This is a genomic window from Lactobacillus apis, from assembly GCF_002837055.1.
GTDB classification, from domain to species: Bacteria; Bacillota; Bacilli; order Lactobacillales; family Lactobacillaceae; genus Lactobacillus; species Lactobacillus apis.
Map to the genome: position 1 here is coordinate 66,037 of NZ_PDKP01000001.1, position 23,865 is coordinate 89,901.

Here is a 23,865-nt window from a genome sequence, read left to right on the forward strand (position 1 = left end):
GTTACCGTTTCCATAGATTTTGTTTGACAAATCGTTAGGTGCCAAACTATAATCAAATTATAGAAATTAGGTACCTAACAAAAATTAAAAATAGAAAAACAAAAGGAGTTTTATCATGAGTCAAACAAGTGATAAGTTAATGAAGCAACTTTATTTTATTATGCGTGCCAGTCGCTACTTTATGTTTGAGAATAAGCAGCCTATTTCTGGTCAAAAACGTGTCTTGGCAGTCCTTAGACTCGAAGATGGCTTAACCCAAAACTATTTAGCTGAAATTCTGGCGCTTAAACCTGGATCCTTAGCTGAGCTTTTAAAGAAAATGGAAGCTAAGGGCTCCATTCGACGTGAGACAGATGAACAGGATAAGCGGGTTAAACGGGTTTATCTAACTGAAGAAGGACGAAAAGAAGCAGCTCGTTTAGATGAATTAAAGAAGGCCCAAGACACAGGCTCATTTTTTGCCGGTCTAGATGAAGAAGAGCAAACCCAATTTAGCCATTACTTGGAAAAAATAGCTGATGGTTGGGACGAGGACTTTAAGCAACATGCGCAAAAGTTTGTTGATCCAACAGTCCGTATGAAGGCTTATAGCAAATGGCGCAAGTATGCTGAAAATCACGATTACTCAAAAGAAGAGATGAGAGATCTCTGTCACCGGATGCACGGTCACCATCATTATCGTGATCACTGTCATGGCTATAGTAGTGAAGATTTTAAGAAATACTGTGATTTTGACAAAAATTGGCATGGCGACCGCGACTTTTGGCGTGAATTTTGGCATAATGAAGATAACGAATTGTAGTTAGAAAAAAGAAAAAGTTTTTCAGTAATTGAAAAGCTTTTTTTTAATTAAGGAAGCCGGTACTACTAATGACATTTAAGTCTGACCAAACTAAGACAAAAACGGTTAAAATGAAAGACTTTTTACAACTTTTAAAAGGACTAAAACTGAAAAACGGGCTTTTTGCCGCCGGTTTGCTTTTCAGTTTAGTTACGAGTGCAACTAATCTACTACTGCCATTATTGACACGTAATTTAGTTGATACAAGTAAATGGAATAAGTTCAACTATCGGAGTATGGAGTTAATCATTGTTGTTTTTGCGGCTCAGCTAGTTTTGGGCACACTTGGTGGTTATATTTTGCGCTACTTTGGTGAAAGTGTCGTAAAAAGCTTACGTGAAAAACTTTGGTCGCACCTGTTAAAATTACCGATTTCTTATTTTGATGAAAATAAGGCTGGGGAAACTAGTTCACGTCTTGTTAATGATACTGGAGTAATTAAAGACCTGATTGCTTCACAATTTCCTAACTTTATTACCGGTGCCATTCAACTGCTTTTTTCTTTAATTATTCTTTTTGTGATGGACTGGCAAATGGCGGTCTTAATTTTTACAATTGTGCCGATTGTCATTTTGATTCTTTTTCCGGTCGGTCGTATTATGGCGCGACTTGGGCGTAAGCTGCAAGCTGCAACAGCCGAATTCAACGGTGATGTCAGTGAGAAATTAGCGGAAGTTCGACTGATTAAATCAAGTAACGGCGAAAAGTTTGAAGAGCAAAGTGGGAAAAGGATGATTAATAAAATCTTTAACATCGGAGTGATCGATGCCCGCGTTGAAGCAATCTTACAGCCAATTATGACAACACTGATGATGGCAGCATTTGCTGGCATTTTAGCTTTTGGACTTATTCGTGTCGGGCAAGGTTCATTAACAAGCGGATCACTTGTTGCCTTTTTACTTTACTTATTTAATGTGATTGCGCCATTTGCCAACTTTGCAACCTTCTTCTCGCAGATTCAAAAAGCTTTAGGTTCCACAGAACGAATCCAACAAATTTTACAAATTGAACCAGAAAAAAGTTACTTAAGTCAGCCTACAGATATAGCTAATCAAACTTTGAAGGCAGAAAACCTGAGTTTCAATTATGAGACGGATGAACCAGTTTTAAGTTCAATTTCTTTTGTTGCCAAGCCCAATTCTGTAATTGCGTTTGCTGGACCAAGTGGCGCAGGAAAGTCGACCATTTTTGCCTTGATCGAACGCTTTTATCATCCAACAACTGGTCAAATTTTGATTGGCAAGCAAAATATTGATGAGATTGAGCTAGCGAGTTGGCGTTCACAAATTGGTTACGTGTCCCAAAATAGTGCCATTTTCTCTGGTACGATTAGAGATAATTTGGTTTATGGACTAGATCAAAAACTGACTGATGAGCAGCTTTGGCATGGGTTAGAGCTTGCTTATGCAGATCACTTTGTCCGTACCTTTCCGCATCAATTAGACACTGAAATAGGTGAACGAGGCATCAAATTATCTGGTGGACAAAAACAGCGAATTGCAATTGCACGTGCATTTTTGCGCAATCCCAAGATTTTGATGTTAGATGAAGCAACTGCTAGTTTGGATTCTGAATCAGAGCGCAAGGTGCAACAGGCACTTGACCAATTAATGACAAATCGTACTACGCTGGTCATTGCCCACCGGCTAGCCACAATCGTGAATGCTGATCAAATCTACTTTATTGAACATGGTCAGATAACAGGCCATGGTACGCATCATGAATTAATGAAATCACATCCTTTATATGCGCGCTATGTTAATGAACAGATGGTTGATTAATAAAAAAGACTGCCAGAAAGTCTTGTGCAAAACTTTATTTTGAGGTATAGTATTGAATGTGTTGCGGGCATGGCGGAATTGGCAGACGCGCAAGACTAAGGATCTTGTGATCGCTTTTTGATCGTGGAAGTTCGAGTCTTCTTGCCCGCACTAATTAATGGAGCTTCGGCTCCATTTTTTGTACCCGATAAAAGCACCTTTACTAAAAAGGTGCTTTTTTATTTTAAAAATTAATTACATTGCACATTTTTATGTCTGAAAGAGGTTATACTAAAAAGTAATAACTAAAAGAGTAAGGGAATTTCTATGCCAAAAAAACGTAGGGGCAAAAAGCAATCAAATTTTATTATTATTTTGCGAACATTTATCATCTTATTTGTTTTAATTATTGCTTTTGTAGCGTTTAGATATTATCGGCGGCAAGCAATTCAAACGGAGCAAATTAGACAAGAGCAACTCGCCCGTGAAGAAGCTAGACAAAAGATCATTAGGCAGCACAAAGCATTTATTAAAGAAATTGGACCAATTGCCAAGGAAGTTGATCAGGAATTTGAGTTACTTCCAAGTATTACAATTGCCCAGGCATGTCTTGAGAGTGACTATGGTCAGAGCAGTCTGTCACAAAAGTACAATAATCTGTTTGGCGTGAAAGGCAGCAATCCAAATACCTCAGCGATTTTGAAGACAAAGGAATATCAAAAGGGTAAGTGGATTGTCGTGAAGGCACGCTTCCAAATCTATGACTCCTATGAAGCGTCAATTCGTGCGCATGCTCGTCTTTTCCAAAAAGGTACTACATGGAATAGTCAACAGTATAAGCATGTTCTAGCTGCTAAAAACTATCAAAAGCAGGCACATGCATTAGTTCAGGACGGCTATGCCACAGATCCTGATTACGCGGCCAAATTAATTAAATTAATCGAGGAGTACAACCTTGATCGTTTTGATAAATAACAGGTATTCTTGCTAAAAGCTGCCTGCTTTTTTGGTACAATGAATTAGTTACATAATTTTATTTGTGAAGGGAATTATAATGAGCGAAGAATCGATTTTGGCAGGATTAAATCCGCAACAAAAAGAGGCCGTAAAAACGACAGAGGGTCCACTCTTGGTTGTGGCTGGTGCAGGCTCAGGCAAAACCTCCGTATTAACAAGACGAATTGCCTACTTAGTAGAAGAAAAACAAGTCTTGCCTTGGAATATTCTGGCAATTACTTTTACCAATAAGGCAGCCAGCGAAATGCGCGAGCGTGAACAAAAACTCCTTGGTCCTGCCGCAAATGATATTTGGATGTCAACTTTCCATGCTTTATGTGTCCGTATTTTACGGCGTGATTCAGATAAGATAGGTTATGGTCGTAATTTTTCAATTGCGGATTCAGCCGAACAATTGACTTTGGTTAAGCACATTGAAAAAGAACTGAACATTAATCCTAAAATGTATGAACCCAGAGGTATCTTGTCTGCCATTTCAAATGCTAAAAATGACCTTTTAACGCCACAAGCATTTGAGGATAGTGCTGCATCACCTTTTGAAAAAATGGCTGCTAAAGTCTATCAGGAATACCAAAAACGGTTGAAACATGACCAAATTATGGATTTTGATGATTTAATTATGCAGACATTGGTTCTCTTTAAAAAAGATCCTGAAGTTTTACATTATTATCAAAATAAATTCCGTTATATGCTCGTTGATGAGTATCAGGATACTAACCAAGCACAATATGAATTATGTCATGAATTAGCGGCACAATATAAGAATATCTGTGTTGTTGGTGATGCAGATCAGTCTATTTATGGCTGGCGTGGCGCCAATATGGAAAACATCATGAACTTCGAAAATGATTACCGTGATACTGGAGTTCAAACTGTCAAATTAGAGCAGAATTATCGCTCAACTGGTCATATTTTGTCCGCAGCCAACGCAGTAATCGACAATAATCGTAATCGCAAGAAAAAGAACTTGTGGACTGATCAGGGCGATGGCGAAAAGATTACTTATTACCGTGCCCAAAGTGGTGACGATGAAGCTCACTTTATCATTTCCAAGATTCAAGATGAAGTTGATGATAATAACCGCTCCTACAAAGATTTTGCTGTTTTGTATCGGACCAATGCCCAGTCAAGAACAGTCGAAGAAGCTTTTGTGAAGTCAAATGTCCCATATCAAATTGTGGGTGGTCACAAGTTCTACGATCGAAAAGAAATTATGGACATCATGGCTTATCTCAAGCTGGTTGCTAATCCAAACGATTCAATGAGTTTTAATCGTATCATCAATACGCCAAAAAGGGGAATTGGTCGTGTTAGTGTTGACAAATTTATGGATGTCGCACAAGGAAACAACTTGTCATTGATCGACGCTTTTAAGCACATTAATATATCAGGCATTTCAACCCGTGCTGCAGCTAAAATGAGTGACTTTGGTGCTAAATTACGTGATGCAATTGAATATGCCAAAGATCATAGTGTTACAGGCCTAACCGAAAAGATTTTGCAGGATTTTGGCTATACAGATGCGCTTAAGGCAGAACATACAATTGAAGCAGAAACAAGACTAGAAAACTTGGATGAATTTCTTTCAGTTACTAAGCGTTTTGACGATCAATATGAACCTGAAGAAGATGATGCTAACGCTTTAAGCGACTTTTTAGCAGAAGTTTCATTGTTAAGTGATCAGGATGATTTAGAAAATAATGATGATCAGGTCGCATTAATGACCTTGCATGCAGCTAAAGGTTTGGAATTCCCAGTGGTCTTTTTGGTAGGGATGGAAGATGGATTATTCCCACTTTCTCGTGCCCTTTTAGAAGACGATCAATTAGAAGAGGAACGCAGACTTGCCTATGTTGGAATTACTAGAGCCAAAGAAAAGCTCTTTTTGACCAATGCTTATTCCAGAATGATGTTTGGTCGGATGCAAAACAATCCACCTTCAAGATTTTTGGAAGAAATTGATGTCGATGATCTTGACATGCAAAACTCAGTTCCAGAGAGTGTAGGAAATAGTGATTTCCAAGTTCAAACAGCTCCTTTTGCTAACGTTGATGAACGTGCGCGTGCTCAAGTTTACACACCAAAGGCAAAACCTGCTGGTGGTGCAATTGGTGCTGAAAAGAAGGGCTGGAATGTTGGCGATCAAGTTGAACATAAAGCTTGGGGCCACGGCGTTGTAACGAAAGTTAACGGCGAAGGCGAAGACATGGAGCTCGATATTGCGTTTCCAAATAAAGGAATTAAACGCCTTCTAGCAGCATTTGCTCCTATTAAAAAGGTATAATTAAAGCGAAAAACATAAATAAAAATTAATCAGGAGGAACAAAATGGCAGACTTAACTCTTGATGAGGCTAGAAAAGAAGTTGCTTCCCTCAGAGATAAACTTGACGAATGGGCTAACGCATATTATTCCAATGATGCACCAGAAGTTGAAGATAATGTTTATGATCAAAACTATCAGCGTTTGGTCGAACTTGAGCAACAGTTTCCCCAACTCGTAACGCAGGATTCAATTACTCAGCGAGTGGGTGGACAAATCGGTAGTGAATTTACCAAAGTTACGCACAAGATTCCTATGCTTTCAATGGGTGATGTTTTTTCGAAACAGGAATTACGTGAATTTGATGAACGGGTGCAAAAGCAAGTTGGTCATGAGGTTGCATATAACGTTGAACTTAAAATTGACGGTTTATCAATTAACCTTGAATATCAAGATGGTAAATTAATGCGGGCTTCAACCCGTGGTAATGGCCAAGTTGGAGAAGATGTAACGGCTAATGCACGTTTTATTTCCGATATTCCACAAACCTTGCCCGAAAAACTCACGACAGAGGTCCGCGGCGAGTGTTACATGGGAAAAGAAGCTTTTGCGAAGTTAAACCAAGAGCGTGATGAAAAAGGTGAAACAACTTTTGCTAACCCACGTAACGCTGCTGCGGGTTCATTGCGCCAGCTTGATGCCAATATTACGAAGCATCGCAATCTGAGCACCTATATTTACACTTGGGTTAATCCTCCTGAAGAAATTACTAGTCAGCACCAAGCAATTGAAAAAATGACGGATCTAGGCTTTCACACTGATTTAACAGGTCGTCGTCTTTCAAAGATGGATGAAATCTTTGACTTTATCGACGAATATACAGCCAAAAGAGATTCACTTGCTTATGGAATTGACGGTATCGTTTTAAAAGTTGACGACCTTGGTTTGCAAAGTGAACTGGGCAACACGGTTAAAATTCCGCGTTGGGAGATTGCGTATAAATTCCCGCCTGAAGAACAGGAAACTGTGGTTCATGAAATTAAATGGACGGTTGGTCGCACCGGTGTTGTAACACCTACTGCTATAATGGACCCAGTACAACTTGCTGGAACAACGGTCTCACATGCCGTTTTGCACAACGCAGATTTGTTAAAACAAAAGGATGTACGGATTGGTGATACCGTTATGCTGCACAAGGCAGGCGATATCATTCCTGAAATTTCCGAGGTTGTGTTAGCCAAACGGCCTAAGGATTCTGAACCATATCCAATTCCTACTGAATGTCCATCTTGTGGCGAGAAATTGATTCACTTAAAAGATGAAGTGGCTTTACGTTGTGTGAACCCATCTTGTCCAGCACAGATGGAAGAGGAAATTACGCACTTTGCTTCTAGGCCAGCAATGAATATTGATGGACTAGGTCCCAAAATTGTGCGTCAACTGATTTCTAACGATCTTGTTCATAACGTAGCAGATTTATACCACTTGCAAGCAAGTGACTTGGCTAAGCTTGATCATTTTAAAGATAAGTCTATCAATAATCTGTTAACAGCAATTAATAATTCAAAGCGTAATTCTGTTGAACTTTTGCTTACTGGTCTAGGAATTGATCATGTCGGTGCAAAGGCAGCCCGTTTAATTTCGCAAAAGTTTAAAAATATGGCAAAGATTATGGAAGCTGACGTGCAAGAGGTTGCTGCTATCGATACAATAGGTATGACAATTGCTGAATCGCTAACAACCTATTTTGCTCAGGATGAAGTGGTTGAACTAGTTAAAGAATTGCAAGCTAGTGGCGTTAATATGGATTACTTGGGTGAAACAGAAGAGCAAATTGAAGACATTCCTGACAATTACTTTAAGGGTAAAACAGTTGTCTTAACTGGAACACTATCCCATTTCACGCGAAGTGAATTTACGAAAAAATTACAGGCTTTAGGTGCAAAAGTGACTGGTTCAGTTTCAAAGAAAACCGATTATGTAATTTATGGTAAGGATGCAGGTTCTAAGTATACTAAGGCCCAAAAGCTTGGTGTAGCGTTATTAACTGAGGAAGAAGCAGTTGCTCAAGTTAAATAAAGGAACAATTAAAGTGAAAAAGTATTTACAGATAATAGCAGTTTTAGGGGCGGCACTTAGCTTGAGTGCTTGTGGGAATCTGAAAAATTCCAATTTGGCTAATAATGCCAAAACTTCAACAAATACGAATACTAAAACCTATCAAACCACCGAAACTGGTAACAATGGCTATACAGTATTGTTAAAAAATGGTCACTATGTAACTAGTCCAATTACTGGTTTAACTGCAACCAGTAATGATAATTCAGTTGATACGCGTGAACTTGAACGTGGATTGGTTCAAATTTCGAAGGGTGTATATTCACCTAATTCTTATGTTTTCCAAGAGGGACAATATATTAATACGACTGTAGCCAATGATTGGCTGGGACGTAAAGCGAAGAGCAATCCTTTAGGGCTTAACCCTGAACTCGGTTCAAAGAAAAAATATAATCCATATTATCTTGAAGAAATAATTGAACAAGACTTTTTGAATGGTTCAGGTTCAAGTTATCACATTGCAGGGATGAGCATTGGCTTAGCAATTAATTCGGTTGATTATTACCAGAAGAAAAAAGATGGTCCTGAATATCAAATGGCCATCTCACGTTCAAACCAAAAGCAATATGGGCAAAAAATAGCCCAAGAAATTGTGACACGCTTGCGCAAGAAAAAAGCTTTGAAGAATATTCCAATCACAATTGGCCTTTTTTCAAAAGAGAGTAAGGACTCACTGGTCAGTGGAACTTACTTTTTGAGCGGGACAGCGGCTGCTAATAGTAGTAAAATATCTAAATGGAAAACTATTAATACCCAAACAGAAGTGTTACCGACGATTGGTGGTAAAAAAGCAATCAACAGTAACGATGCATCCAGCTTTAACAGTTTTAAAGAATCAATTCAAAATTATTTTCCAAATATTAGTGGTGTGACAGCATCATTGCGTTATGAAAACGGGAAATTGGTTCAAGAAAATATTTCAATTACTACTCAATTTTATGGTTATGAACAGATTCAGAGTTTTACTCGTCTTGTTCTGTCCACGGCGAAAAAATATCTGCCTAACAATGTTCCTCTTGAAATAAAGATCGGTTCTGTTAATGATATTCAAGCCTTGGTTGCGAAAGAATCAGGAGATAGTAGTTATCAAGTCCATATTTATGGCGGCGAATAAGGAGGTATATGCGTGGAAATTACAGAAGAAACAATTAAGCACGTTGCGGGATTATCGCGACTTGAAATTGATGAAAAAGAGATAGGTAAAGTTACCGAGCAAATGAGCTCAATTATCAACATGGCTGATCAATTATCAGAAGTTGATACTGAAGGTGTTGAAGAAACAGTACAAGTAGTTGATCGTGATACTGTGTTTAGAGAAGATAAACCTGAGCACTGGGAAACTCGTGAAGAATTAATGAAAAATGTTCCTGAACAGGCCAATGGCTTTATCAAGGTTCCTGTAATTATTAATAAGGATGAGGACGAGTAATGAACTATTTAAACGAAGATATTGATTCATTAAATGAAAAACTTGCCCAAGGAACTTTGTCTGCAGACAAATTGGCGCAAGACACCGTTGAAAATATTAAGAAGACTGATGAAAAGCTAAATGCTTGGATTACAGTTCAAGAAGATGCAAAGCCTGATGAAGACTTGGATTTTGCTAATAATAAATTAGCTGGTATTCCAATTGCCATTAAGGACAACATCATCACTAAAGATGTCAAAACAACTGCAGCTAGTCATATCTTGGATAACTATATTCCAGTTTATGACGCAACTGTTATTGATCGCTTGAAGAAGGCTCATGTCACCTTTGTTGGTAAGACTAACATGGATGAATTTGCCATGGGTTCCTCAACAGAGCATTCATATTTTGGTGCTACTCATAACCCATGGGACTTTGATAAGGTTCCAGGTGGTTCTTCTGGTGGTTCAGCTGCAGCTGTTGCTGCTGGTCAAGTAGTTGCTGCACTAGGTTCTGATACTGGTGGTTCAATTCGTCAACCTTCAGCTTTTAACGGTATTTTTGGTATTAAACCAACTTATGGTCGTGTTTCACGTTGGGGTCTTATTGCCTTTGCTTCATCACTTGATGAAATTGGTGTTATGAGTAAACGTGCAAAGACTTCAGCACAAGTTCTTAACGTTATTGCTGGTGCAGATGATCATGATTCAACTCTTTCTACAAGAGCAGTACCAGACTTTACAGAGTATATTGGTAAGGACGTTAAGGGCTTGCGTGTTGCCGTGGTTAAAGAATACATGGATGCCGTTGATGGTGAGATGCATGAAGTAATCCAAAAACAAATTGATGTTTTAAAGGATGCTGGTGCAATTATTAATGAAGTTTCATTACCATTAACAAAATATGTTGTTCCTGACTACTACATTATCGCTTCAAGTGAGGCTTCATCAAATCTTCAGAGATTTGATGGTATTCGTTATGGTTACCGTGCTGAAGATGCCAAGAACTTGTTGGATGTATATGTAAAATCTCGTTCAGAAGGTTTTGGCGAAGAAGTTCAACGTCGTATTTTGCTAGGTTCGTTTGCTTTATCAGCTGGTTCATATGACCGCTTCTTTAGACAAGCTTCTAAGGTTAGAACATTGATTTGCAATGATTTTGACAAGATTTTTGCTGATAACGATGTAATTGTTGGGCCAACCACAACTACGCCTGCATTTAACATTGGTAGTGAAATTTCTGATCCAATTAAAATGTACAATAACGACATTTTAACCATTTCTGCTAACTTGGCTGGAATTCCAGCTGCTAGTGTGCCTGCTGGTCTTGTTGATGGCATGCCAGTTGGTTTGCAAGTGATGGCTAAGCGCTTTGATGAAGGTAGCATTTTCCAAGTTGCAGACTTCATTGAACGTAACAATAAGTTTTATGAAAAAACACCAGCTGGAATGGAGGATTAATTAATGAACTTTAAATCAACAATTGGATTCGAAGTCCACTTCGAATTAAAAACTAAGAGTAAAATTTTCTCACCTTCACCAGTTAGTTATGGTGCAAAGCCTAACACAGAAACCAACGTAATCGACTGGGGTATGCCTGGTGTTTTACCATACGTTAATAAAGATGTTTACCGTTTGGGAATTATGGTTGCTTTAGCAACGCACTCACATATTTTGCCAACAACACACTTTGACCGAAAGAATTACTACTACCCAGATAGTCCGAAGGCATATCAGATTACGCAGTTCTTCCAACCACTTGCTCGTGATGGCTATGTTGAAATCGAAGTACATGGTAAGAAGAAACGTATTGGTATTCACGAAATGCATATTGAAGAGGATGCCGGTAAGAACACTCACGGAACTAACGGTTTTTCATATGTTGACTTAAACCGTCAAGGTGTTCCACTTCTAGAAGTTGTTTCTGAACCTGAAATTTCTGATCCTGATGAAGGTTATGCATATTTGGAAAAATTGCGTAAAATTGTTCAATTCACTGGTGCTTCCGACGTTAAGATGGAAGAGGGTTCAATGCGTGTTGATACCAACATCTCAATTAGACCTGCTGGTCAAAAGGAACTTGGTACCAAGGTCGAAATGAAGAACCTTAACTCTTTTGAACACGTACGTAAATCACTCGCATACGAAGAAAAACGTCAAGCTCAAGTTTTGCTTTCGGGTGGTCGTGTTCAAATTTCTACTCGTCGTTTTGATGAAGCCACTGGTAAAACTGTTTTGGAACGTGTTAAGGAAGGTGACGCAGATTACCGTTACTTCCCTGAACCAGATATTGCACCTGATCACATCAGTGACGAATGGATTGAAGAAATTAAGTCCAGCTTACCTCGTTCGGCTGAAGAACGTTACAACCAATACGTCAATGAATTCGGTTTGAAGGAATATGACGCAAATGTTCTTCTTCAAACAAAGGAAAGCTCTGACTTCTTTGATAAAACTGTTGCTGCCGGTGCTGATCCTCAATTAGCAGCCAACTGGATGAACACCCAAGTTAATGGTTACCTAAATGATAACCGTGTTGAACTTGCTGACATTAAGTTGACTCCAGAGAACTTGGCAGCAATGATCAAGTTGATTAAAGATGGTACCATCTCTTCCAAGATTGCTAAGAAGGTCTTTGCTGAAACAATTGCTAACGGAACTGATCCGAAGAAATATGTTGAAGATCAAGGAATGGTTCAGTTATCTGATACTAGTGTCTTGGAACCAATGGTTAAGGAAGTCGTTGATAACAACCCACAATCCGTTGAAGACTTCAAGAACGGTAAGGATCGTGCAATTGGCTTCTTAGTTGGTCAAATCATGAAGCAAACTCGTGGTAAAGCCAATCCTAAAGTGATTAACCAATTGCTAAACGATGAATTGCAAAAACGTTAATGTCAATTTTTAAGTAATAAGGTAGTAACTATGACTAAAAAAGCAAGATTAATCTATAATCCTGTATCTGGTCACGAACAGATGCCCAAGAATGTCGCTGACATCTTAGACGTGTTAGAGCAAGCAGGCTATGAAGCAAGTGCTTATCGAACAACACCTGAAAAGCAAAGTGCTCAAAAAGAAGCAACGCGTGCAGCCAAAGCTGGCTTTGATTTAATTGTTGCAGCTGGTGGTGACGGCACAATCAATGAAGTTGTTAATGGGATTGCCTTTTTGGAACAGCGTCCAAAAATGGCGATTATTCCTGCAGGAACAACTAACGACTATGCTCGTGCATTGCGCATACCGCGTGATAGTATATCAGGTGCAACTAAGGTCATTCTCAACAATAAAACCCGTAAGATGGATATCGGTGAAGCAACATTTGGTGAGGATAGACAGTATTTTGTTAATATCGCCGCTTGTGGCTCGTTAACAGAACTAACTTACGATGTTCCTTCCGAAGTCAAATCAGCTTTGGGCTATACTGCATACCTAATCAAGGGAGCAGAGATGTTACCTCATTTGACTGAAAATGAACTACGTCTTACCTATGATGCTGGTGTGTATGAGGGTAAATTATCAATGCTATTATTGGGTATGACTAATTCAATTGGTGGTTTTGAACAAATTATGCCTGATGCAGAGCTTAGTGATGGACTGTTTCAATTGATTATTGTTAAGCCATCTGAGCCAGTTAAACTGTTGAAACTGATGGCTTTAGCCATGAACGGTAAGCACGTTGATGATCCGGATATTATTTATACTAAAACCCGTAGCTTAAAGATTGAGCTGGTAGGTAAAAGCTTAGGACAAAAGCTACCAGTCAATCTTGATGGTGAAATTGGTGATTACTGTCCAGTTACTTTTAAAAATTTACAGCAACGAATTGAATTCTTTGTTGGAGAATAAAACGCAAATACAAAAAAGATCGCTTATAAACGAGCGATCTTTTTTTATTGCTTATTTTTAATTAATTAGCGTAATCAATGTCTTCTTTTGGTTGAACCTTGAATTCACGATAATCAGTTTCTTTTTCCAATTCAGGAGTTAATCTTACACATCTGATTCGTTGGTTGCCGTAAGTTGCATAGTAGTAACTTCTTGATTCAGCACACATATAAGCAGTGTAGCAAGTGTAGTCAAATGTATCGTCAGTAGTAACGACAATTCCACGAGGGATGCTGACAGATTCCAAAATATGGTGAGAAAGAGTAACTGCTGAAAGTTCATCTGCTGGTTGCTCAACATTGTTCTTCATGAAAGCTGTTCTGACAAAACGTGAAACTGGCGTAAAGTCACCAGGTAAGCCAAATGTTCCTGAGCCTTGACTGAAAGGTTTCAATGTTTTACCCAAAAATTCAATATCTTCATGTTGCTTTGGCTGAACAGATAGGTAGTTACGTAAATTAGTTTCATGCCAGTGGTAGTCAGGACTGTTAGTCATAACACCGATTGAGTCTTCAATAACATGAACACCATCTTTTTCTGGTTCAACAATTAAACTCTTGCCTGAAGTATCGGAGAAAATGAAGTGTAGTGGTGGAACAACTTTCAAAGTCACGCTAGCTTCATTAACAATTGAAATCTTCTCGTCGAATAACTCTTTAACTTCTGCAAGTGAAGCAGCTTGAGACAAAACAGCTGAAATTACTTTGTCTGGTGAAACAGCCCAAGTGTTGTCTGTAGCCTTTTCCTTATAGCTTGCATAGCCAGGGAAGTATAGGACACCAGCAGTAACACCAGCGTCGTTAACGCCATCACAAGTTACTGGTGCATTATCAACTTCCTGAATGCTGCCCATACCGATAAAAGCATGCATACTAGTGATTTCTTCTTTATCATCATAAGAAACGGCAAAAGTTTTGTTTTTTGGGACAAAGACAACTTGTTCTGCCATTTCCATCATAAAGTCCATTGTTCGTGACAATAGGTGTTTATGATCCTTTGTTTCCAGTGTAAAGCTACTACAACCAATCATATTGCAACCTCCTGCTTAATTAGCTTTATAAAAAATATTTATATAAATTAATGTATATGTTAAAAGTATAAGAGTGTTAGAGACTTAATTCAAGCTATATTAAGAAAAACATTAAAGAAAAATAACAATTTACTCATCATAATTGTATATGGAGCTTTTTGAGCATAAAAAAACTTTGCCACCTGATTAAGTGACAAAGTCTTTAAATAGTTAGGTTAGCTTCAAATTAGTTATTGCTGCTATTGCCGCTACCACCAAAAATTTCTAATAAGAACATGAAGATGTTCACGAAATCAAGGTAAAGTTGCAATGCGCCAAGAACAGCTAAGCCATTAGTTGAAACTTGATTGCCGTATTGGCTATAAATGATTTTCATTTTGTTAGCATCACTAGCAACTAGACCAGTAAAAATAATTACACCAATAAATGAAAATATGTATGTAACTGCTGGGCTGTTTAAAAACATATTAACAAGCCAAGATACTAAAAAGCCAGTTAAAGCTGCACCTAGATAGGCATTCCAATTAGATAGATCTTTCTTGGTAAATGTACCAAAGAGTGCCATTGCAATAAAGACAGCTGCTGATGAAACAAAAGCAGTAGTAATTTGAGAGCCGGTGTAAAAACCAGCAATTAATGCGAACTCAAAACCATAGATAATAGATAAAATGGCCAACATAATCATGCTAGCAATCGGACTACGGTTAGCATTAAAACTAATCCCCATTGATAAACCAAGTGGAACTAGCAAAATGAGCCACATCATAGCTACAGGCATATTCATTACTGCAGATCTGAAAACGGTCATTGTTAAGTAAGCCGCTAAGGCCGAAATCAATACGGCTACAGCCATTAGTGAATACATTTTGGTTAAAAAGCCATTGGTTTCAGAAATACTGTGAATTTGTCGCTTATTAGAATTTGTATCAAAATCATTCATAATTAACGTCCTCTCTATAAATAAGATTAATAATAAACCTAACACAGTTTGAGTAAAGAGTGAAGCGATCTTGCTGTAAATTAAATCAATGTTAAGAATGAGCAATGCCGTTACTTTAACCAGTTTTTTTAGTAAAATAGTAATGTTAATTATTGTTTGTAAAAAAGGACAAAAAATGGAAAAAAATCAAATTATCGACTTAGAAATAACTGACTTATCATATGAAGCAATGGGTGTAGCCCATTATGAAGGCATGACTGTCTTTGTCACTAATGCCCTGCCAGGTGAGACAGTTAAAGGCAAAATTTTAAAGGTCAAAAAGAACTTTGCTTTTGCTAAAATTGAAGAAATTGTAAAGGAAAGTCCTGACCGAGTAAACATTAAGCTTAACCAGTGGGTTCAAACAGGGTTAGCATCTTTAGCACATATCAAATATGATAAGCAATTAGAGTTCAAACGTAACCAAGTAGTGAACTTATTGAAAAAGGCACACTTAGATGATGTAGAAGTAGGCGAAACTTTACCTAGTCCTGAAGAAACAGGCTATCGTAACAAAGCACAAGTTCCGGTAAGAGAAGTTAATGGGCAACTTGAAATTGGCTTTTTCAGACGTCATTCGCACGATTTAGTGCCACTAACTAATTTCTTTACCACTGATCCAGAAATTGACCGTGTTTTGGTTGCCGTTAGGGATATATTGCGTCAGTACCGCGTACCTGCATATGATGAAGTGCACAACAAAGGTGAAGTACGGTATTTAGATGTTCGTCGGAGCAAGGCTACCGGTGAAATCATGGTGATTTTAGTTTGCTTGCACAAAGATTTTCCTCAGTTACCAAAAGTAGCAGAGGCTATTAAACAAATTGATGGTGTCACTAGCTTAGTATTGAATTATAACCCGAAGAAGACCAACGTTATCTTGGGTAAGGTAGATTACTTAATTTTTGGTAAGCCACAGATTACTGATCAAATTGGTGATGTGAAGTTTAGAATCTCACCCGAAAGTTTCTTCCAAATTAACTCACTTCAAACGCCGCGTTTATATGATTTAGCCATAAAAAAGGCTGAACTTGCTCCCGATGATGTAGTCGTCGATGCATATTCAGGAATTGGTACGATCGGTTTGACTGTTGCTAAGCATGTTAAAGAAGTTAGGGGAATTGAAAGTGTCCGTGATGCTGTCAAGGATGCCAACAACAATGCTGAACTGAACAATATCGACAATGCTAGATATGTTGCTGGTAAGGCAGAAGAGGTAATGCCTAAGTGGGCAGCCAAAGGGATGAAAACAGATGTGATTTTTGTTGATCCACCTCGAAAGGGTTTGACTTCAGAATTTATTGAGGCCGCTGTTAAAACAAATCCAAAAAAGATTGTTTATATCTCATGTAACCCCGCAACAATGATTCGTGATCTGCAAGAATTGCAGGAACATGGCTATAGTTTTGAACGTATTGATCCAGTTGACATGTTTCCACAGACACCTCATGTCGAAGCTGTGACGGTGCTCGAACGGGAAAATAGCTAAGTAAGATATTATGTTAATCAAAAAAGACTTGTGAAGTGCATGCTGGTTTTAAAACCCAAGACCTAAATTGGAGATATTAAGATACTGGAACTAATTCATATAAATTCGAAAAATAATATTCTTCCATTAAATTGATTATGCTTGTCAGTTATCAATATGGGACTATTCATAAAAATATAGTAGAGTATTGATGAGTTTGAGAAATAACTTAATAATAAAAAGTACGCAGAAAGATTGTTGAACATTCTAGTGTTAAACAAATGATAGCAAATAGATAATTTTATAACTTTCTTAGTTTGATGTTTTATGCCTAGTGATTTCATTGGAACTCCAAAATCTCATTTTTTGCAGTGATTCTCTGCAGCTGTATAACAAAAGATTACGCACGTGCATATAAGTAATGACTTTTTAGTAACACAGTAATTAAGATTATTCAATCTGATTTACAGCTTTTAAATATGAGATTATTCTTATATACTAGATTTGTTTAGAGTACTAAATGATAAGAACTAGATATTTAATTTGAGTATTTTCAAGGGAGAATAATAATGAATGATCAGTTTACATTGGAATATGCACCCAGTGTTATTGAATTGCTAGGGATTGGCTTATATAAACAATTACCCCAAGCAATAGAAGAGCTAATTACAAATTCATGGGATGCTGATGCAACAGAAGTAAAAGTATTTATGGATTATGAAAATCGAGAGATACAAGTTACTGACAATGGCATAGGCATGTCACATGAAGAATTAAATTCTGATTTTTTAACAGTAGCAAATAATCGAAGAATCACAAAAGGTACAGGTTTTTCACCTAAAGGAAGGCTAGTAACCGGTAAGAAGGGAGTAGGGAAGCTTTCTTTATTTGGTGTAGCTAATATAATTCAAGTAACCAGCAAGAAAAATGGGAAAATGAATTCCTTTGAAATGAATTATAATAAAATCAAGAAAACGCCTAGCAATGAAAAATACCATCCTAAATCTTTAATTACGAATAAAAATGTTAATTCGAGTAACCATGGTACTAAAATATTGCTTAAAGAAATTTCTCTTAAAAACATGACTTCTTTATCTATACTTTGGGAATCTTTAGCTCGTAGGTTCAATAAATATTCGAAAAATGATTTTCTAGTTATTTTAGAGGATTCTAATAAAAATAAAAAGATATTAGATGAAAAAGCCTTCATTTATAGTATAAAACCCAAGAGGCATGACTTTAAATATAAATTTCCAGATGACTTTAGAGAAGAAATGGAAAAAAATGAAGACCTTCAAAAATTAAATGATTTGGGAATTAATGGTATTGTTTATACAAGTGAAAAACCCTTGAAAGCCAAAGATACTGGTTTCGCTATATTAGTTAGAGGGAAACTAGCGGGCGAACCAGTTGATTATCAATTTTCCGATAGAGCAAACGATTATTTCTATGGTTATGCAACTGGATTTTTTAATATGGACTTTATTGATAAGGACAATGAAAAAAATTATATATCTACTGATCGACAATCTATTTTGTGGGATTCTGATGAAAATCTTATCAATGTAAGGAATATGATGGATAAATTGATTAATCGCATTATGCGTAGGTGGAGAAGTGATAGAAATAAGGCGATATCTACTAAAAAAAATGAAGAAATTAATGGTGTGATTAAGTCTGACAATCAAATAAATAGCGTTTTTAATTCAAGTGAATTATCTGATTCTGATAATGAAATGTTAACTTTTGTTAAAAAAATTATGCTGGATCCTAAAACGCAACTTTCTAAAAACAATGAAAAAAAATTATTAAGTAATTTTGTTCAAAGAACTGATCAATATCAAAAAGAATATGGTGTATATAGTAAGCTTATTCCTGCTGGTTTTAGTGTTCCTGATGATATTGGTGTTAAACTACAAAAAATTGTAGCAGAAGCTACCAGTATTCCTTGTAATCAAACTGAAGGAGATAAATTTATTATATCCGAAGGACTATTGTTTAGAGCATTAATTGATGCAACTACAAGCACCTTAATCGAAAAAAATATAGAAGATATGGAAGATATAAAAGCAATAGAAGATGAAATAAAAAAAGATAGTAAGAAAAAAAATAATAAAAGAGCAAGTTTTGGAACTACCAGGTGGATTTGCAATTTGCCGTTGCGAAGCAGATTAAAAGCAACCATTCAATTTTTGAATAAAAAAGAGGAGCTTGCCGCAAAAAAGACAGAAGAAGTATATATAAGTAGACTAAAAGACATCATTGATAATCTTGACATGTTGATGCATGATATTAACTATTGTCCCGATTTTGGTCAGTTACAAGCTTGGTGGGTACTTTTAGATCCAATTTTGACTAAAGCTTTTAAGTATATTAAAGGAAAGAATGAAGCTTAGCCTTGCTTCTATTATGTGGATTAGTAAAGAGGTATCAATTTGCAAATAATAGATTTATTTTCTGGTGCAGGTGGTCTCACTGAAGGATTCAGAAAAGAATTCGAAGTTATCAAACATGTGGAGAAAGAGAGAGCTGCTTGTGAAACTTTAAAACTCAGAGATTCTTTTTATTATTTGGAAAAGCATAATATGATAAATCAGTATTATGACTTTTTGAAGGGAGAAATTAGTGAGAAGCAATTGTATTCTTTTGTACCAAAAAAGATTTTTAAGCGAACTATAAATGCAGAAATAAATGATAAAAACATTCAAAGTATATTTAACGAAATAGATTATGATTTAGATGACACAAAAAATATAACAGGAATTATCGGTGGTCCTCCTTGTCAGGCGTATTCTACAATAGGACGTTCAAGGAATGCTTCAAAAAAATCGGAAGATGAACGAATATACTTGTATAAATACTACATTGATTTTTTAAAGAAATATAAACCTATTTTTTTTGTTTTTGAGAATGTTAAAGGACTACTTAGCTTTAAGGATGTAGATAATGAATTGCTATTTCCTAAGATGCAACAAGAGTTTGAGCAAGTAGGCTATAATCTGGAATATCAAGTTATAAATGCAGCAGATTTTGGTGTTCCGCAAGTGCGTGAGAGAATAATCATTTTTGGGGCACAAAGAGCTTATCCCGGACTTCCAAGAACTTTTTTTGATGAATTTGAAGCTATGAAAGAAAAACCATTAACGGTTAAAGAAGCTTTTACAGGCTTACCCAAATTACATTCCGGACAAACAAATAATAAGTATGTCGACGAAATTAGTTATTTTGAGAGAAAATATTATAGAAAAAGCAAAAAGTTATGTTTAACCGAGAATGTATCTAGGCCAAATAATGCAAACGATTTAAGGATATATAAAATTGTGGCTAAAGCAAAGCTAAAGGGGAAAAATTTAAGATATGATGAATTAGATAAAGAGCTAATTACACATAAAAATACAAAAGAATTTTTGGATAGATATAAAGCATTGCCTTGGAATGCGCCTGCACATACAATCGTTGCTCATATTGCTAAAGATGGACATCATTATATTCATCCTGATCCAATCCAAAATCGATCAATAACAGTTCGTGAAGCAGCTAGGCTTCAAGGCTTTCCTGATGATTACTATTTTGAAAATTCAAGAACTGCTGCTTATACTCAAATTGGAAATGCTGTTCCGCCAATTTTATCAAAGAAAATTGCTAAAGCTATTTTGATTGCTCTTGAGCAATTTTCATTATAACTATTATATTTACACGAAAGTGTACTTTATTATTTTGATAATGAAAAGATAAGTAAAGAAGGTACAAATATAGCCTAATAAAGGGAAGTTATACTCTTTTTAGAAGAGTTGCGCTAAATTTTCAAAGTTTTTCCGCAAAAGTAATTATAGTTTTAAATCTATGGTTCCTATCATTTGTATCTAAACGGTGTTTAGCTATAAAATTCAGTCAGATGAAATTCAATTATAAGAATGGAGACAATTCATGAAAGACTGAGGTTATCAAAATGGATAAATGGCAGGAAAAATGGGCCTACAACAAATATTGGGTGATGGCGCGATCGCAGCAATGTTATGAGCAGATTAGATTACTAGCTAAAGACAACGAGTGGTCAGCTAAAAAGAATGCTGAATTCGAACGTTTATTAAAAAAGGCTGCAGATCAAACACCAACAGTTAAAACTTTAACCAATGCTTACCAACATGTTTGGGGCTACTTTAAGAAGATTGCAACAACCTCAGAAAAGCAAACCTATTTACAGTTATTACAAGAATTATCGCCCAAAAATGATGACGTGGGCTCATTTTTAAAACATTTAACTGAAAAGTATCAAGTTTCTTATTTATTAAACTCACGTTTAATTCAGGAGTGCAAAGAAAAATCATGAGATTATGGCATCAAGATTTAATTTGGCGGTTGCCTAGACAGCAGTTATTAGGACAACATCGTGAAATTGCGGCTTTACGAGGCCGAGGATGGGCCAAAAATCATTCCACTGTTAATTATGTTTTCCAATATTCGCCATATAAGCTGTACCAGTTTCATCTACTAGTATTAGCTGAAATGCAACGACGCCATTACCATCCTGATCTTAATTGGTTTGATCCATACTATCGCGGACAATATTGCCCTAGGTATGAAACATTACCAGCTATTCCATGGACTGATCCAATTTATCCAGAGCATGATGATACTTATTTACAAATCTGTTTGGATAATTTGCACCAAAAAGGCATCGATTTGTATTAAGTTTGACTTAATTAAAGACAGGAAAAAAGTCATGATAACTTTTGTCTAAATCACTTTGAAAAAACACAAGTAAAAAAGTTGAGCATTGTAATATGATGATCAACTTTTTTATTTTGTAATTAAATTACTTTTCTTTGATTTTTTTGTTAATTCTTTTAACGTCTTTTACAGCCTTATGGTAACTGCAATACCAGGTAGTAATATAGATCAGGATAAAAATTAAAGTGAATTTTGATAAGTTAATTAATTTTAATGGAACCCAGCCTGCTAAGAGGGCTAAAGGAACAAAGCCAAGGTAGTAGGTAAAGAAGTTAACTATCGTCTTTTTTAGTAATGACCATTGGCTAATACTAAAAATAAAACTACCAAATCCGAACAACGCTCCAGTTACCGCCCATAGAATGACTGAGACGGTAAAAGCATCAAGTGAATTGCTAAATTTTGACGTAAAAGAAGGATCTGATGGAAGGTAAATAGAGTTTCGTGATAGATAATTACAGATAATCGAAATTGCTAAGCCTATGAAGATGCCTTCAGTAGCAAACATGTATAAATGATAGATAAATCTTTTAACGCTTTTCATATTCCTAACCTCTCTTTCAAGTTTTTAATATTTCTGCGAGAAATTTGTACGCGATGATTGTTGGTTAAAACAACATCAATTAATCCGTTATCAAGTATTTCAAGGTGATCGATATGCTGATAATTAAAGACAGCACTCCGGGATGCTTCAATGAAGTAACTGGGTAAATCAGTTTTTAGATTTGATAAGCGGTCATTATAAGATAACTGCTGCTTTTCAGTGAAAACTGAAATATCACGGTTGGCTACTTCCAAAGCATAAATGTCTTGATACTTAACTGGAATAATCTGTGACTGGTAATGACACCAGATTGCATCATCACTTTGTGCTAATTTCTGTAAAAAATCATTGATCTCGGGTGTGATTTTTCTGAGCCACAACTCACCGTGCTCTTCTTTTAAGTTGGGATCAACGTGACAATTAATTTTCATGTTTAAGCTCCTTTCTGCTACCCAGTATAATAGATAAATTTTGTTTTTATTTAGTAATACCTCAAATGGTTGGAAAAGTGTCAATAGTGGTTGGAAAAGCGGGAATATTGGATTTTTGACTTTAGAATTAAAAGATAGTTTGAGCACATGAATATACTAAAGTATAATTTAAAATGAGATTAGTTTTAACTATTTATGTTAAGAAAAGAAGATGGGAATACTTATAGATGACACGGGAAATTAAACGTTGTGATTGGGCAACAAAGAATAAAATAGAGCAGGAATATCATGACACAGAATGGGGAATTCCTGTACATGACGATAGACAGTTGTTTAAAATGCTAGTCTTGGAAGGAAAGCAAGCAGGACTGAGTTGGACAACAATTTTAGCTAAAAAAGAAACTCTCTGCAAAGCATTTGATGACTTTGATCCTGCAGCTTTAGTTACTTATGACGATAAGAAGAAGGCAGAGCTTTTACAAAATGATGGAATTATCAAGAATAAGCTAAAAATTAACGCTGCTATTAGCAACGCCCATGCATATTACGATGTTTGTGAGCAATATGGTTCTTTGGACAATTACCTTTGGTCTTTTGTTGATAATAAACCTATTATTAATTCTTGGAAGAGTACCGAAGAAGTGCCAGCAAGTACACCATTATCGGATAAATTGAGTAAAGATTTAAAGAAACAAGGTTTTAAGTTTGTTGGATCAACAACAGTTTACGCATTTATGCAATCTGTTGGGATGGTGAATGACCATCTTGATAGATGTTCTTTTAAAAACAAATAGTTAATGCTATTAAGTCATTGTAGTAAATAAGGAATGAAGATGATGAAAATAATTGATGAGCTGAGATTGGATTGTGCTATAAAACAAAAAAGAGGCCTACATATAATATTAGCTTCCATTATTATTTGGTTAGCTATTGTGGGTATTCACTTATTGCCTATTTCAATTTTAACGAAAAACCTCTTTACTTTTGTTTGTGCTGCAATATTGCTGCCGTTATCCTGCTTTTTTTCTAAGTTAATTAATGTTGATTTTCAAAACAAAAGTAACCCATTGACTGAGTTAGGGATACTGTTTTCTGTTAACCAGGCACTTTATTTGCTAATTGCGATGTGGATTTATCCAACTATACCAGAAAAAATGCTTATGATATTAGCGATTATTTTTGGCGCACATTTATTACCATATAGTTGGCTTTATAAATCACGAGTTTATTTTACTTTGTCAATTTTGATACCTTTTATAGCATTAATTATTGGATTAAACTTTGATCCAGCAATTTTGGCTTTGACAATGATGGGAATTGAAATTATCTTTTCCATTGCTTTAGTACGGGAAAATAGAAAAATTAATGATTAAAATTTTGGGGATTTATTAAT

At 36.2% G+C, this 23,865-nt stretch carries 21 protein-coding genes and 1 tRNA gene; 18 read left to right on the plus strand and 4 right to left on the minus strand.

Features of this window, described 5'->3' with window-relative positions:
- Positions 1–115: 115 nt before the first annotated feature.
- The 11 genes from CRG87_RS00435 (at position 116) to CRG87_RS00485 (ending at position 13,250) form a co-directional block, all read left to right on the plus strand.
- Entirely contained in the window at positions 116–802 is a 687-nt protein-coding gene (locus CRG87_RS00435; protein ID WP_074425654.1) for a MarR family winged helix-turn-helix transcriptional regulator, read from the plus strand.
- Positions 803–870: 68 nt separating this feature from the next.
- Entirely contained in the window at positions 871–2,622 is a 1,752-nt protein-coding gene (locus CRG87_RS00440) for an ABC transporter ATP-binding protein (RefSeq protein WP_074425653.1), read from the plus strand.
- Positions 2,623–2,685: 63 nt separating this feature from the next.
- Positions 2,686–2,772: transfer RNA gene (locus CRG87_RS00445), tRNA-Leu, on the plus strand.
- Between the two features lie 156 nt (positions 2,773–2,928).
- On the plus strand, positions 2,929–3,576 hold the full coding sequence (locus tag CRG87_RS00450) for a glycoside hydrolase family 73 protein (RefSeq protein ID WP_074425652.1): 648 nt from the start codon (positions 2,929–2,931) through the stop codon (positions 3,574–3,576).
- 79 nt (positions 3,577–3,655) lie between these two features.
- Entirely contained in the window at positions 3,656–5,902 is a 2,247-nt protein-coding gene (pcrA, locus tag CRG87_RS00455) for a DNA helicase PcrA (protein WP_074425651.1), read from the plus strand.
- A gap of 43 nt (positions 5,903–5,945) precedes the next feature.
- A complete protein-coding gene (gene ligA, locus CRG87_RS00460) occupies positions 5,946–7,958 on the plus strand; it encodes an NAD-dependent DNA ligase LigA (RefSeq protein ID WP_074425650.1) in 2,013 nt (670 codons plus the stop codon).
- Between the two features lie 13 nt (positions 7,959–7,971).
- Entirely contained in the window at positions 7,972–9,111 is a 1,140-nt protein-coding gene (locus CRG87_RS00465; protein ID WP_074425730.1) for a CamS family sex pheromone protein, read from the plus strand.
- A gap of 12 nt (positions 9,112–9,123) precedes the next feature.
- Complete coding sequence (gene gatC / locus CRG87_RS00470; RefSeq protein ID WP_046306342.1) at positions 9,124–9,426, plus strand: Asp-tRNA(Asn)/Glu-tRNA(Gln) amidotransferase subunit GatC; 303 nt, start codon at positions 9,124–9,126, stop codon at positions 9,424–9,426.
- Entirely contained in the window at positions 9,426–10,865 is a 1,440-nt protein-coding gene (gatA, locus tag CRG87_RS00475; protein ID WP_074425649.1) for an Asp-tRNA(Asn)/Glu-tRNA(Gln) amidotransferase subunit GatA, read from the plus strand. The genes gatC and gatA overlap by 1 nt, the downstream gene beginning before the upstream one ends.
- Positions 10,866–10,868: 3 nt before the next feature.
- The gene (gatB, locus tag CRG87_RS00480; RefSeq protein WP_046306345.1) at positions 10,869–12,299 is read left to right on the plus strand and encodes an Asp-tRNA(Asn)/Glu-tRNA(Gln) amidotransferase subunit GatB; all 1,431 of its coding nucleotides are present in this window, start codon (positions 10,869–10,871) and stop codon (positions 12,297–12,299) included.
- 30 nt (positions 12,300–12,329) lie between these two features.
- On the plus strand, positions 12,330–13,250 hold the full coding sequence (locus CRG87_RS00485) for a diacylglycerol kinase family lipid kinase (RefSeq protein WP_046306347.1): 921 nt from the start codon (positions 12,330–12,332) through the stop codon (positions 13,248–13,250).
- A 61-nt stretch (positions 13,251–13,311) separates the two neighbouring features.
- Here the strand turns inward: CRG87_RS00485 and CRG87_RS00490 are convergent, their stop codons facing one another.
- Both CRG87_RS00490 and CRG87_RS00495 read right to left on the minus strand, forming a co-directional pair.
- Positions 13,312–14,319 carry a choloylglycine hydrolase family protein gene (locus tag CRG87_RS00490; RefSeq protein WP_074425648.1) on the minus strand — a complete coding sequence of 336 codons (1,008 nt, stop codon included), beginning with the start codon at positions 14,317–14,319 and terminating at the stop codon, positions 13,312–13,314.
- Positions 14,320–14,545: 226 nt separating this feature from the next.
- Positions 14,546–15,259: a Bax inhibitor-1/YccA family protein gene (locus CRG87_RS00495; protein WP_074425647.1), complete on the minus strand. Its 714-nt coding sequence runs from the start codon at positions 15,257–15,259 to the stop codon at positions 14,546–14,548.
- A 175-nt stretch (positions 15,260–15,434) separates the two neighbouring features.
- On the opposite strand from CRG87_RS00495, the gene rlmD reads away from it, so the two are divergent.
- The 5 genes from rlmD (at position 15,435) to CRG87_RS00520 (ending at position 21,458) form a co-directional block, all read left to right on the plus strand.
- Entirely contained in the window at positions 15,435–16,787 is a 1,353-nt protein-coding gene (rlmD, locus tag CRG87_RS00500) for a 23S rRNA (uracil(1939)-C(5))-methyltransferase RlmD (RefSeq protein ID WP_074425646.1), read from the plus strand.
- A gap of 548 nt (positions 16,788–17,335) precedes the next feature.
- Positions 17,336–19,162: an ATP-binding protein gene (locus CRG87_RS00505; RefSeq protein ID WP_074425645.1), complete on the plus strand. Its 1,827-nt coding sequence runs from the start codon at positions 17,336–17,338 to the stop codon at positions 19,160–19,162.
- A gap of 39 nt (positions 19,163–19,201) precedes the next feature.
- Positions 19,202–20,449, plus strand: a complete 1,248-nt coding sequence (locus CRG87_RS00510) for a DNA cytosine methyltransferase (protein WP_074425644.1) — start codon at positions 19,202–19,204, stop codon at positions 20,447–20,449.
- Between the two features lie 266 nt (positions 20,450–20,715).
- On the plus strand, positions 20,716–21,096 hold the full coding sequence (locus CRG87_RS00515; RefSeq protein WP_074425643.1) for a YbgA family protein: 381 nt from the start codon (positions 20,716–20,718) through the stop codon (positions 21,094–21,096).
- Positions 21,093–21,458 carry a TIGR02328 family protein gene (locus tag CRG87_RS00520; RefSeq protein ID WP_074425642.1) on the plus strand — a complete coding sequence of 122 codons (366 nt, stop codon included), beginning with the start codon at positions 21,093–21,095 and terminating at the stop codon, positions 21,456–21,458. The genes CRG87_RS00515 and CRG87_RS00520 overlap by 4 nt, the downstream gene beginning before the upstream one ends.
- A gap of 124 nt (positions 21,459–21,582) precedes the next feature.
- Here the strand turns inward: CRG87_RS00520 and CRG87_RS00525 are convergent, their stop codons facing one another.
- Positions 21,583–22,041, minus strand: a complete 459-nt coding sequence (locus CRG87_RS00525) for a DUF3021 domain-containing protein (protein ID WP_074425641.1) — start codon at positions 22,039–22,041, stop codon at positions 21,583–21,585.
- A complete protein-coding gene (locus CRG87_RS00530; protein ID WP_074425640.1) occupies positions 22,038–22,472 on the minus strand; it encodes a LytTR family DNA-binding domain-containing protein in 435 nt (144 codons plus the stop codon). The genes CRG87_RS00525 and CRG87_RS00530 overlap by 4 nt, the downstream gene beginning before the upstream one ends.
- Before the next feature lie 227 nt (positions 22,473–22,699).
- Between CRG87_RS00530 and CRG87_RS00535 the strand changes: the two genes are divergently transcribed.
- Positions 22,700–23,266, plus strand: a complete 567-nt coding sequence (locus CRG87_RS00535; RefSeq protein WP_074425639.1) for a DNA-3-methyladenine glycosylase I — start codon at positions 22,700–22,702, stop codon at positions 23,264–23,266.
- Positions 23,267–23,305: 39 nt separating this feature from the next.
- On the plus strand, positions 23,306–23,845 hold the full coding sequence (locus tag CRG87_RS00540) for a DUF7010 family protein (protein ID WP_228150040.1): 540 nt from the start codon (positions 23,306–23,308) through the stop codon (positions 23,843–23,845).
- The last annotated feature ends 20 nt before the right edge of the window (positions 23,846–23,865 follow it).

Excerpts from the sequence above, each read along its gene's own strand:
- CRG87_RS00435 (WP_074425654.1), top strand. The coding sequence starts at position 116 with ATGAGTCAAACAAGTGATAAGTTAATGAAGCAACTTTATTTTATTATG.
- CRG87_RS00440 (WP_074425653.1), top strand. The coding sequence starts at position 871 with ATGACATTTAAGTCTGACCAAACTAAGACAAAAACGGTTAAAATGAAA.
- CRG87_RS00450 (WP_074425652.1), top strand. The coding sequence starts at position 2,929 with ATGCCAAAAAAACGTAGGGGCAAAAAGCAATCAAATTTTATTATTATT.
- pcrA (WP_074425651.1), top strand. The coding sequence starts at position 3,656 with ATGAGCGAAGAATCGATTTTGGCAGGATTAAATCCGCAACAAAAAGAG.
- ligA (WP_074425650.1), top strand. The coding sequence starts at position 5,946 with ATGGCAGACTTAACTCTTGATGAGGCTAGAAAAGAAGTTGCTTCCCTC.
- gatA (WP_074425649.1), top strand. The coding sequence starts at position 9,426 with ATGAACTATTTAAACGAAGATATTGATTCATTAAATGAAAAACTTGCC.
- gatB (WP_046306345.1), top strand. The coding sequence starts at position 10,869 with ATGAACTTTAAATCAACAATTGGATTCGAAGTCCACTTCGAATTAAAA.
- CRG87_RS00485 (WP_046306347.1), top strand. The coding sequence starts at position 12,330 with ATGACTAAAAAAGCAAGATTAATCTATAATCCTGTATCTGGTCACGAA.
- CRG87_RS00490 (WP_074425648.1), bottom strand. The coding sequence starts at position 14,319 with ATGATTGGTTGTAGTAGCTTTACACTGGAAACAAAGGATCATAAACAC.
- CRG87_RS00495 (WP_074425647.1), bottom strand. The coding sequence starts at position 15,259 with ATGAATGATTTTGATACAAATTCTAATAAGCGACAAATTCACAGTATT.
- rlmD (WP_074425646.1), top strand. The coding sequence starts at position 15,435 with ATGGAAAAAAATCAAATTATCGACTTAGAAATAACTGACTTATCATAT.
- CRG87_RS00505 (WP_074425645.1), top strand. The coding sequence starts at position 17,336 with ATGAATGATCAGTTTACATTGGAATATGCACCCAGTGTTATTGAATTG.
- CRG87_RS00515 (WP_074425643.1), top strand. The coding sequence starts at position 20,716 with ATGGATAAATGGCAGGAAAAATGGGCCTACAACAAATATTGGGTGATG.
- CRG87_RS00520 (WP_074425642.1), top strand. The coding sequence starts at position 21,093 with ATGAGATTATGGCATCAAGATTTAATTTGGCGGTTGCCTAGACAGCAG.
- CRG87_RS00525 (WP_074425641.1), bottom strand. The coding sequence starts at position 22,041 with ATGAAAAGCGTTAAAAGATTTATCTATCATTTATACATGTTTGCTACT.
- CRG87_RS00530 (WP_074425640.1), bottom strand. The coding sequence starts at position 22,472 with ATGAAAATTAATTGTCACGTTGATCCCAACTTAAAAGAAGAGCACGGT.
- CRG87_RS00535 (WP_074425639.1), top strand. The coding sequence starts at position 22,700 with ATGACACGGGAAATTAAACGTTGTGATTGGGCAACAAAGAATAAAATA.
- CRG87_RS00540 (WP_228150040.1), top strand. The coding sequence starts at position 23,306 with ATGATGAAAATAATTGATGAGCTGAGATTGGATTGTGCTATAAAACAA.